At 56.0% G+C, this 11,149-nt stretch carries 11 protein-coding genes and 1 pseudogene; 6 read left to right on the top strand and 6 right to left on the bottom strand.

The annotated features are described in order from the left end of the window. A partial coding sequence (locus tag E7813_RS15635; RefSeq protein ID WP_291575359.1) for a phage holin family protein occupies positions 1-753 on the top strand: 753 nt, incomplete at its 5' end. 510 nt (positions 754-1,263) lie between these two features. On the opposite strand, the gene E7813_RS15630 is transcribed toward E7813_RS15635, so the two are convergent. The 6 genes and pseudogenes from E7813_RS15630 to E7813_RS15605 all read right to left on the bottom strand — a co-directional run bounded on the left by E7813_RS15630 (position 1,264) and on the right by E7813_RS15605 (position 6,963). Further along, complete coding sequence (locus E7813_RS15630; protein ID WP_291575357.1) at positions 1,264-1,482, bottom strand: hypothetical protein; 219 nt, start codon at positions 1,480-1,482, stop codon at positions 1,264-1,266. 527 nt (positions 1,483-2,009) lie between these two features. Next, a pseudogene (locus tag E7813_RS26180) lies at positions 2,010-2,547 on the bottom strand (glycoside hydrolase family 15 protein). Continuing rightward, positions 2,483-3,007, bottom strand: a complete 525-nt coding sequence (locus E7813_RS15620; protein ID WP_291575355.1) for a hypothetical protein — start codon at positions 3,005-3,007, stop codon at positions 2,483-2,485. Before E7813_RS15620 ends, E7813_RS26180 begins: the two are co-directional and overlap by 65 nt. A 130-nt stretch (positions 3,008-3,137) precedes the next feature. After that, the gene (locus E7813_RS15615; protein ID WP_291575354.1) at positions 3,138-3,596 is read right to left on the bottom strand and encodes a Spy/CpxP family protein refolding chaperone; all 459 of its coding nucleotides are present in this window, start codon (positions 3,594-3,596) and stop codon (positions 3,138-3,140) included. A 1,796-nt stretch (positions 3,597-5,392) separates the two neighbouring features. After that, complete coding sequence (locus tag E7813_RS15610) at positions 5,393-6,361, bottom strand: HWE histidine kinase domain-containing protein (protein WP_291575353.1); 969 nt, start codon at positions 6,359-6,361, stop codon at positions 5,393-5,395. Between the two features lie 440 nt (positions 6,362-6,801). Beyond that, complete coding sequence (locus tag E7813_RS15605; protein ID WP_291575352.1) at positions 6,802-6,963, bottom strand: hypothetical protein; 162 nt, start codon at positions 6,961-6,963, stop codon at positions 6,802-6,804. Between the two features lie 174 nt (positions 6,964-7,137). On the opposite strand from E7813_RS15605, the gene E7813_RS15600 reads away from it, so the two are divergent. The 5 genes from E7813_RS15600 to E7813_RS15580 all read left to right on the top strand — a co-directional run. Continuing rightward, the gene (locus E7813_RS15600) at positions 7,138-7,878 is read left to right on the top strand and encodes a Crp/Fnr family transcriptional regulator (protein WP_291575351.1); all 741 of its coding nucleotides are present in this window, start codon (positions 7,138-7,140) and stop codon (positions 7,876-7,878) included. A gap of 688 nt (positions 7,879-8,566) precedes the next feature. Further along, positions 8,567-8,797, top strand: coding sequence for a hypothetical protein (locus E7813_RS15595; RefSeq protein ID WP_291575349.1), 231 nt, complete (start codon positions 8,567-8,569; stop codon positions 8,795-8,797). After that, a complete protein-coding gene (locus tag E7813_RS15590; RefSeq protein WP_291575347.1) occupies positions 8,794-9,237 on the top strand; it encodes a hypothetical protein in 444 nt (147 codons plus the stop codon). The genes E7813_RS15595 and E7813_RS15590 overlap by 4 nt, the downstream gene beginning before the upstream one ends. A gap of 940 nt (positions 9,238-10,177) precedes the next feature. After that, positions 10,178-10,543 carry a response regulator gene (locus tag E7813_RS15585; protein ID WP_291575345.1) on the top strand — a complete coding sequence of 122 codons (366 nt, stop codon included), beginning with the start codon at positions 10,178-10,180 and terminating at the stop codon, positions 10,541-10,543. A 61-nt stretch (positions 10,544-10,604) separates the two neighbouring features. Then, positions 10,605-11,149, top strand: a 545-nt coding sequence (locus tag E7813_RS15580) for a PAS domain S-box protein (RefSeq protein WP_291575343.1), incomplete at its 3' end; no start/stop codon positions are given.

Raw genomic sequence — 11,149 nt, 5'->3', positions numbered from 1 at the left:
TGTTGCTCTTGGGAGGGCTTCCACGCCGCATATTTGATACCGGAAATTGTTCAAATCCAAGCGCAGGCTCTGCCGGAACCTTCGAAATTCTTAACCGTTCAACCACCGCAGGGCTGCTGCCACGGAGACCACCGGGACATGCCAAGGCTTTCGAGCGAATTGTTGCGCACAGCGCTGGCGCTTAAATTAAGCCAGATCAAGCGCGCGACACGATCCTATTTGCGCGATCGAACCAATCAGGCGACCGGCACCGTTGCCAGCTACGCCATCGCAGCCGCATTCTTTGCCGTGTCGGGAGTTTTTTTCTTATCGGCCTGTGTTGTGGGAACCACAGCGCTTTTTCGTTGGATTGAAGTAAATTACGGGCTGTTTCCGGCTTTCGGAGCCGTCGGCACATTACTGCTGGTAGCTGCTGCGATTTTCGGGGCTTTGGCAATAAGCTATCTCAAGCGGCCGCCGGCTAAGTTTCCAAGTCTAACCAGTCGCTTGCACGTGGCCATCAGGGCCAATCCGATCCATCCCGACCAGATCCAGGCGGCACGGGATACCGCATCAGCGGTCTTGCGTTCGCCCTCGGCTACGGTCAGACGAATTAGCAGTGGAGCTCGGCCAGAGCGAGACAGCCTGCACATTTCTGCAGGCCTGATCTTGATAGCTACCTTGCTGGGCTGGGCCGCCGCGGTTCGATGGCAACAGGCGCGAAGAACTCAACCGGAGGCTGGAGCAAGGCCGCAGACCGGCATTACAAGATAGCGACCCACTCGCGCGAGAGCGTTTGGCGCATTTGGCCCAGCCGATCGAAGACCTTGAAGTTTTAGCTTCAAGATCAGCGCACGTTCGCTTAAGGCTCCCGTTCACATGAGGCCCAAGAAGCCGCCAAAGAGTTAGGCCGATGAGACGGCCAAGGGCGCAGATCGGGCTTTCAAATCCTTGGCGAAGCCTCGGAAGGGTAAGTAATCAACCCCGCCGTTCCTCGACTTGCTGCGCCAGCTTGATCCATTCCTCAGCGACCTTCAGCCAAGCCGCACCCTCACCACGCGCGCAAGCCAAATCGAGAGCAACGTCGGAAGCTTGAGGCAAGCTTTCGCAAATTCGGCGAAAATTTTCTGGATGCTTAATCCGATCAACCACGCCCGCACTCGCATCGGCGCCGGCCCGCGAAGTCATCGATCTCAACAAGCATGGTCTTGCGGCCCCTTCACCGGGGGCCTAGCCGCTGGCCACGCCAGTGGCCGACACTCCCACCATCCTTCGGAAGCGGCCTCAAGCCAAGACGAACCCTTTGTCCATAGTCTCCGTACGCGGCTCGCTCAGGACGGCATTCTCGACAATTACATCCGCGCACTCGCCATGGCAGCGGATGGCGCGGGCCAGACAGTTAGCCTCGCGGATCGCCAAATCTCTCGACCAGAACGGCGTCATCATATCATCCGCCCGGATAGCCCAGCCGTGCTGCTCTTTGACAACGTTGAAAGTGATCATCGCATCTCACCGCAAATGGGCCGAAGGAGTTCCATACTTCGCAACTATGACTGTACTCCCCACGATTGGAACCGCAATTCTTGGTCCATTCAACATCCCGGAGGATCGACGACGTTGATCTACGTCAAATGTTCAAGTGGCTCCCGGCGTGGAACTTAGGAAAGGCTCTTTAGTAACAATGCCCAGGTGTGGTGGGCGATCTGCTCGTCTTCCTGCGAGGCGAGGACTTGCACTTGGACAGCCAATGCGGGATCGCCGGTGGGATTGTTTGCGGATCGGATCCAACTCCTATTGAGGCGGATGCCGGCTCAGGACAGCCCCTCGCAGATCGAAGCGCGTACTTCGTCATCGTTTTCCCAAATTCCGCTTGTGGATGACGTTGCTCAGAGGGACGGGAGTGAACAGTAAGGTGATGTTCAGCAGCACGACGATGGCGCAGACGAGACGCTTGGTCGCATCGAGCGGAGTGGGCCAGAGCGGATGGATGAATTTCTCGAGATACCTCAGCACTGGCACAGCTCGCTGCATCAGAGCGGCGAGGCGCCGCGTGCGGCCATTGAGGAGTCCGCAAAGGCGACCCGGGCCATGACTTTGGAATGCGTAAAATGCTTGCGTTCGCCGCGGACTTCCCAAATTCCGTCATCCGGCTGATTCCAAATTGTCGCAAGATGTTCGATGAACGGGCATTCGAGCGACCAACTGGCGTCATTTGCCTCAAGCCGGCGCGCGCCGCGCGATATAAAGAGCATCCAGGACTTCGCCGTAAACGTCGAGTTGAACCTGGTCGGCCGCGGCGTTGCCAATCCGGACAGGAGCCGATCCTTCATAACCTGGGAGCCAGGGTACTTCGAACTCCACGAGCCTGCGCTCGCCTCCCGGGCGCCCGTGTGAACAATAGCGCTCACCTAGAGCGGCAACGTGATGTATCCGAGAGTGGAATATAAAGAGGCCGCCGATGCGGCCCCTTTTTCTTAAGAGATGGTTGCGGATGGGGCGTGAGCTATCGCTTCTCACCACCGCCGCCCGGGCCGCCACCTCCTGGACCGCCACCTTGGCCACCGACATCACCGCCGCCTTGGCCACGGACTTCGCCACTACCCGGGTTGCCGCTGCCGGGCGCGGCGTTCCGCGGCATCTTGCCACCGCCGACAGGCGCAACATTCTTCTGGATCTGGCCAGAATGAATTTCAGCACCGCCTCTGGGTTCTGCTATAGGCGGGCCGCGGCGAATGGTGGTCCCACCCTCGTCGTGCCTGCCCGGTCGTTCTTCGACCGGTCCGCGATCTCTTGCGCCGTGACCGAAACGCCGCTCGGCAGGTCCGTAGCTCCAGCTCTGCCAGCCATATTCACCGCCCCACCCGAGGTTCTGCCGCCTGGCATAGCCACAGCGGTACCAGCCGGGACCGTGCCAGCCATCGAAATAGAAGCAATAGCGGTAGCCTTCGACGATGAATACCGCGACCTTCTGTGTCGCGTCGGTGGCATCGAGCGCTGGCTTAAGTCCGGCGCCAATGTTGATCGACATGGCATTGCCGCTGTTCGAGCTTATCGCCAGCGCCGCAACTGCCGCACCGACATAGAGTAATTTACGCTTTGGAACCTCCTTCTAAAATTACGAACAGCCGGGATGGCTGCTCGCCGTTCAATTCGATTGCTCAATAGGAGCCACGATCCCGATCCCTGCGAAAAAACGCCTCGGAAAAGCGGCGCTTCTGCTGATCGTCAAGACCGCTGTAAAGCGGTTGGGCGGCGTCTGCGAGCTTCTTCCGTGCATTCGCCTGGTCGATCTGCCCATCAGCGTCCTTACGCATCTCGTCGATCAGATCGACGCTGCCCTGTTGCTTGGCGTGGGCATCTCGCCAAACTATCTGTTGTTCGGCCTGCTTCTTCCACATATCCACCACTGCTGTTTCAAACGCAGACCAATTCTTTTCCTGCTCTGAAGTGAGGCGCAGATCTGCCTTCATCTGAGCAGCGCGCGCCGCTGCATGATCTGTAATCTTGCTTACGGTCAAATCTGTGCGATCCGAACGGTCTCGCGCGCCCGCTGAACTGGTAATGGCTGTACCTGCCAACAAGACCGCAGTCGTAACGAGCATGAGGGTTTTTCGCATGACGTTCTCCTTTATGTCGGACGAAGAACGAATAGAGTCGGTCAATATTGGTTCCTACTTTGAGTAATTTGTTTTTGGCGTGTCCATTGACATAGATCAACGACAACCAGGAAGGAGCTTGGCCGCATTCTGAATGGCAAAGATTCGACTTTCGTTACAAGATTTGCAAGCGCGGGCGTTGGCAGAAATCCGAAAGCAACCCGGCTGCTCAAACGTTCGCAATATCGCTATCAATCGCGTTACGGATGAGCGGGTTGGAAATAACTGGTCAATGTGTGTGTTGTCCGCGGGCACAGCTGACGCCAACACGGCTGCACGCGCTGCGCTCAATGTCCAGCACGCCTTGCGTCACGACTACGACCTAACGACGGATTAAATGCCGGGTACGGCTGCGGCGTTGATGCGCTTCTTGGCTTCGCGACAGTGGCTTAATAGTTTCGCCTTCAGGCAAGCGGTGCTGGAAGCCAGTTTCAGCCCCTATCAAAGTATTCATTCGAGCTGATACGATCTGTACAAGGAGACAGGGCTGAGTAGACCCATTGTCAGGCGCCAGGTTGATGATCGTATCCTTCGCACCATAAGTCGGCCTTCGTCGGCCTTCGCCGGTTGATCCTCATAAAGAATGCTTAAGGAGTTTAGGTCCGGTGGTCGTTTCGCTCGCACCTGATCAATCGTACCCAGCACAGTGCCGGGTTCGACGGTCCCGCCTTCCTTCACTAAAATCCTGGACAACACCCTTGTTACAGCGTTCGAATTTCGTGGGTCACGTCATCAGTATCAATCTCGACCAGCGGCTCATGCTCAGTAACCGGATCGCCCGCCCGCTTGAACCATCGTCCAACCCACAAATTTGGTGCCAGCGTCCGCTATCTTCGGAACTTTCATTTCCGCCATTGAACTGATCCTAACATTCTGGTGGGTTACGGCCGCTTGGCAGCATTGCCGTTAGACATATTGCTTCACATCACCGGGCTTCATCCCGTAGCCCGTAAGCTCGTGGATGTTAAGCAGCTTCACGGCCTCAATCCTCTCGCCGATTGTTATCGGGATTACCGTTCGCGCCAATTCTTCGGTTTTTTCATCGTCAAGTTCATAGACTTAAAGAGTCCGGACCAAACCGCTGAGCATCGATGCGCGAACCATCCGGCCGCCTAGTTTGTCGATATCCACAATATTGACTATGCTCCCAATGTGCTCCTAGAGGTGCCCTTATCGTACGGCGAGCCACACCTCGCCAATTGAGCAATATCAATATTTTGGAACGTCCCCAAATGCCGGTCAGAAGTTGCCTCTTTTGGACAATGCAGCCATCGCCGGCTCATCGGTGCGCTAATAGCACCGCGTGTCCGGGGTGCCTCAGCTGATTTGAGATTGATGCGGTACTTGCTCGGCGAGTGCACGGGACGACCGACCTCAATCTCGCATTTCGCCCTGCGGTTAAAACATCTGAACCTTTCCGCGCGCCAGGTGTTACCTCGCTGAGGGATGAACAGATCGAGTGAGTTTGAAGTGTGAAGCCCCGATTGCCGAAATGCCCGAACTGCTCTCGACCGATGAGGGTCGCCCGCACTATACTGGCCAGGACCGGGGCGCTAGAGGTTAACGTGTACGAATGCAGACCGTGTGGAGTCTCGTACACAACAGAAGACCACTTATCGATAGCGGGTACGCACCCCCCGTACGGTAACTACGGGTAGACAATTCTTGTGAGCCGCGCGCGCAGATGCGGCTCCCTGCACCACTGAAATCTCCATCAAGCGCAAGCACCGCTATCGGCCATGCGGCTTGGCCCTGTCTCAATTGGCGCGGCGCGCTTGCAAGGCGGCCAGAGGAACGTCGAGTTCGTACACGACGCCCTCCGGCTCATATCTCAATCGAACATGACCATGAAGCTGATCGGCAAGGCGATTGATGAGGCGTGTCCCGAAACTGCGCCGAGTCGGCTCCCGGACCACCGGCCCCCCACTCTCGGTCCATGTCAGCTTTAACCGTTGCGCTTTGTCATCGACAATCGATGTGATGTTGATGCGCCCCGTGGTGTTGGACAACGCACCGTATTTGACCGCATTCGTGCATAGTTCGTTGAGAGACATAGTGAGCGGCAGGACCGCGTCTGAAGCGATCTCGATGTGAGTGTCTTGAACGACAAACCGTCGGACATCCGGGTTATCGAATGGTTCGGTTGCGTCATGAATGACGTCGCTCAATTTCGCGCCAGCCCGGTTTGATTCCAGCAACAGATCATGCGCCCTGCCTAAGGCAACCAATCGGCCTTCGACAGCCAATCGGCCTTCTTTCAGGTTCTGCGCAGATCCCAAGCTCTGCGAGGTAATCGCAATCACCGTCGCCAGCATGTTTTTCACTCGATGATGCAACTCCTTCAACAGCAGACCCTGAAATCGCTTGGCAACCTCAACGTCCCGTATCGCGGCGACCACGACGAGTCCATCGAGGGGACGATGCGGGCTCAGGCTAATCTCGACCTGGAGTTCGCTGCCGTCCTTACGAAGGGCACGTAACTCCAACCCAATGCCCATCATGCGTGGCGTAGGGTCGACAATGAAACGATCCAGATGACCCGCATGAACGTCCCTGTACCGTTCCGGAATAAGGATGCTAAGCGGTTTGCCAACCAGTTCGTCGGGGGGGTAACCGAACATGGCCTCGATGCGGTTAGTAGCGAAATTGATGCGGCCGGTCTTGTCAATGATAATTACGGCATCCGGACTTTCCTCTAAGAACGCGTGGAACTCGTCCTCGCTCATTTCCTTAACCTTGCGTGCGGCGTCACCGAACCAATCAGTCGGGTATCCATCCCGTGTCGAATTGTCGGGCGGTGAGCTGGCCGTCGCCAGTTTAGCGGTTCCCTCATCATCAAAACGTGGTTTTCCGATGGGTTGATGACAAAATCAGCGAGTTTTTGATCAAGCGCAAATCGGAGATGGCCTCTTTCCGCAATGTTAGCCAACCGTAGCAAAGGGACCGCCAAAATGCGCGAGTGGCATCCGATATTGACCGCACCGTTAGACCGCAATCTGCAACTCAGCGTGCATGAGAACGGGGAAGTGCATTCTCTCGTTTTCCCCTGCCGGCGGATACAAACAGGATGGGTGAACGCCTTAACGGGGAAACCAGTTTTCGTCCATCCTACGCATTGGCGTGACTGGCTGGACTAAAGTTCGAACCAAGATCACGTCCAAAAAAATTACTTGTCCACTTCCTTCCGTGTCAGTAGTTTCAGTTGCGCCTGCTCTTCGGAGAGCAACTTGGAAATCACCTGCCGCTTTGACGCATCTGTCTCGGTCTTTAATAGCTCCCGGTAGTGCTTGATGTTGAGCTCCATGATCTCTCGTGCGGAAGCGTTCATGGAAGCAGCCCCAAGGTTAGGTAAGTCGAACCTCGAAAAGCCTAGGGTCGCTTAATTGAGGGGGCCAGAGACGATCGGAAGTGAAAATTTGATCGAGATCAAACTTCGAGCTGATTTTGTGGCGCAAAGGTATAATGGGGCACATTTGATTGTTTGCTGCGATCTGAGGCGAAAATGGCGAGGGCGAAAATCTCAACTAACACTCACGGCCCGGCCATTCGCGGCGTTGACCCGTGGACTCCCTCAGCGGGGAAAATGCGTCAGTTTCTCAGCGAAGAAGAACGCGCGCGACTGGCTGTTCTCGCGTCGATTGTCCGACTCAACAAAGGCGAAGAAATCTACAGTGAAGGCCAGCGTGCTGATGCTGTATTCAACATCATCACCGGAGTCGTGAAGGCATATAAGACGGCTCCCGACGGCAGCGAACACGTCACTGCGTTCTTGTTCAAGGATGATATGTTCGGGCTATCCGAAGAAGGAAAGTACACAAACTCTGCCAAGGCGCTAACACCATTGGCCCTGTATCGGTTCCCGGTGCCCGCCTTGCGGAGACGACTCGCGAAGGACGCCGACTTAGAATTTCATGTTATCTGCAAGCTTCTGCACGAACTCCGTGAGACACAGCGTCACGCGTTTCTCCTTGCTCGGAGACGAGCTCTCTCTAAAGTAGCGATGTTCCTTCAGTTATTGGAAAACCTTCAGGCCGGGAGAGGCGAACGCACGGCCGAGATATATCTCCCGATGAACCGGTCAGATATTGGTGAATACCTTGGAATGTCGCTTGAGGCCGTGAGCAGAGCATTTCGGGGCTTGACCACGCGCGGCATCATCAAGAGCCGGGACCGGCGACATCTAAAAATAGCCGACCGCAGCACATTCGACGAGATTGCCGCTGATACGACGAACGCACCTTAGATCGACGACGCGGTGATGACCAGCTTTCCAGATTCGAGATTCATCAGTGTGGTGAACTTCCGTTGCTTCATGCCCGCCACGCCCCCGACTAACATCATCAACTCGCGTCGCCACATTTAGCCGTCCCCAGAACCTCAGGGCCACGCTTCGATACCGAACAGACACGGCGACAGCTTCTGAAAGAACCGCCAGGACAGACCGACGCTTCAACAGCCGGCAAACCACCACCTGGCCAGCGGCATCAACTCCGTGCATTAGGCTGCCGCTGGTGGCACGTTTGAGACAATGCCGGGGCGGTGTGACGATGTCCTTTGCTCGGGGTAGACCGGAAGTGGCGCAGACCCGGGCTAGACGTTGGACATGCAGCCGCTATTGATTTGCAGCAAAGCGGTACAGCCATATCTGAACAAAGTGGCTCGTCAGCTAAACGAACGACCAGGTGAGACCTTGCAATTTGGCACCCCAGCAGAGAGATTGACGCCTGTGTTGCGTCGACCGGTTGACCCGGCAGCCAAGACCGGACCTGGGCGATTGGCCCTATGGGTTTTGCTGATTTGCGCGGCGGGGATTTCTTCGCGCTCCATCAGATCGACGAGATAACATCTGGCCGCCGACAAGATAATAATGCGACGGCTTGGATCGGAATAGCTGGAACGGCGCCTCGGAGACAAATGTAAAGGACGATGCCATGGCAAAAAAAGGAAAATTCAAAGCGAAACAGAAAAAAGGCGCTCCGTCCGGCAAACCAAAGGGTATCCGAGACGTTAGTGAAATGCTCGATTCAATTCGTGATGATTGGAACGAGTTGTTGGAAAAACCTGTCGCCACCCGACACACCAAGGGCATAAAAAAGCTACTACGATGGTGTGAAGAAGAGTTGAAAGCGTTGCGCAGATATTACAATGAGACCGACGCGTGACCTCGACCAGATGGACATTAGTGGACGGGAACAAGCCAAAAGCTGTTAATATGGCAACAAAAACGAACCGACTACCATTTAGCCTTTTCGATCTCGAGCAACGCCACGAGAAGCTGATTTCGCGTCGCGATTTTTTTCGCCGTATGATGCGGGCAATCGGAGTTTGGTGTGTGCTTGCGTTGTGCGGCCTTCTCATAGGCATGGCCGGTTATTGCTACTTCGAGAACATGTCGCTTCCGGATGCGTATGTGAACGCAGCCATGATCCTCTCCGGCATGGGGCCACTTGGCGAGCTCAGGACTACCGCCGGAAAAGTCTTTGCCGGCTCTTACGCAATCTTCTCGGGGCTGATTATCGTGATCGCCACGTCATTCGTGCTTGCTCCTATTTTTCACCGTATGCTCCACCACTTTCATGTGGAGACGACCGAGAATGATTAATTTCGCTTATCTGCACGAGGCTACGACCTCCGATGGTTAGGTCTTTGGCCAGGCCCGCAGCCCAAATTGGCAGCCCTCCCTGATTATCTTCTAGCCGGGATAGGATCCCGCGGTCTCTTTCATCTTCTATAGGGATAAGCCATCTTCTGCAGGACAGGCCACGGACCGATCAATCTGTTTTACAAGGTAACGCCGGATGACCGTGGCGCGGAACTGGGGTGGCCTAACTGCCCCTGACGACCAGCAACCACCGCGAAGATGCTCCGTATTCCCCGATATACTGATCGACGTCGTTGCACTTTGTGCACTCGAATATGCGCTGATCGTAGCCGGGCTTTTCTGGCTCGATGCGGGCTGAAAAGCATGGTACTGATTTTCGCAGTCGCCGGTTTTGGGGAATTGACTCGCTTTTCCACCGGTATAAGCGCTGAAATCGAGCGCCATGGCAGACGTCCCAAAATACAAGTTCGTCGATAACATCCGGCCTCCCTGTTCCAAATGTGGCAGGCCGTTGCTGTTGACTCGCATCGAACCGGAGGAACCCGGCTTTGATCTGCGTACCTACTACTGTGCGCCTTGCGAAGCCACCGAAACCATCATCGCGCCTATCTGGCCGGCTGCCGCCGCGCGGCCGCCAAAATCGGACGCGGCGAGAAAACCGTAAGCGAGCGCGCAGCAAAGCTTGGGCTGAAGGCGAAGGGGAAATAGGACAGCATCATGACTGCTGCTGTTTACGTCGCACGGCCTAAGCCACTGATATAACGCGAGTGTTTCCAAGAAAACACTTTCATAGGAAAAATTGCAAAACCGCCGGAACCTATTGCTCAGATGCGAGTATGCCTTAGCCCTGATAGCGCTCGGAAGGGCTCCGATAGCCGTGATCCCGGCAGGAAGAGCTCGCGCAGTCGCGATCCTGGTTGTCACGGCAGAAACAGTTTTGATGACCGTGATACTGATCGTCGAAGATGATATGTTTCTCCGCGACGACGCGGAGATGATGATCCAAGACTGGGGTCACGATACCCTTTCGGCTAGCGACGTAGACGAGGCGCTTTCGCTCCTGCGCTCTCCGCAACAGATCGACGCACTTTTTACCGATATCTACCTCAAGAGAGCGGTCCTTGGCGGGTATGAACTTGCCCACCAGGCCATCAAGCTCCGGCTGAATTTGCGTGTGCTCTATACGACCGGCAATACCATCAATGATAAAACGAAGGCCTTGTTTGTTGACGGCGCGCACTTCCTTTCGAAGCCGTACACGCGATTTCAACTCCAAAACTCAGTTGAGGCACTGCTCGCAACGTAGTTTTGAATCTGCGTAATCTATCCGCTAAGCGGAGCGAGTATAAGTTACCGGGGGAAAAACCTTGACTATTGGAGACGACGAAACGAGGACGCAGATCTACCTCTCCGAGGGCGCGGACAACACCGCGCGCAACCGGGCAGAAGAGACGCTGCACAAGGCGGGGGCCCTGCAGAGCGCGATCTTCAACAGCGCCAACTTCTCGAGCATCGCCACCGACGCGAAGGGCGTCATTCAGATTTTCAATGTCGGCGCCGAGCGGATGCTTGGCTACACGGCCGCCGAAGTGATGAACAAGATCACGCCGGCCGACATTTCCGATCCGCAGGAGCTGATCGCGCGCGCCAAAGCGCTGAGTCTCGAGTTCGGCACCCCGATTACGCCAGGCTTCGAGGCCTTGGTGTTCAAGGCCGCGCGCGGGATCGAGGACATCTACGAGCTAACCTACATCCGCAAGGACGGCAGCCGGTTCGGCGCGGTGGTGTCGGTCACGGCCCTGCGCGACGCGCAGGACGCCATCATCGGCTATCTGCTCATTGGTACCGACAACACCGCGCGCCAGCAGGCGGAAGAAGCGCTGCTCAAGGCGGGGGCCCTGCAGAGCGCGAT

Source organism: Bradyrhizobium sp. (assembly GCF_004799405.1).
Taxonomy (GTDB): domain Bacteria; phylum Pseudomonadota; class Alphaproteobacteria; order Rhizobiales; family Xanthobacteraceae; genus Bradyrhizobium.
The sequence above is the reverse complement of the archived record's forward strand: the minus strand, read 5'-3'. Positions and strand labels throughout refer to the sequence as shown.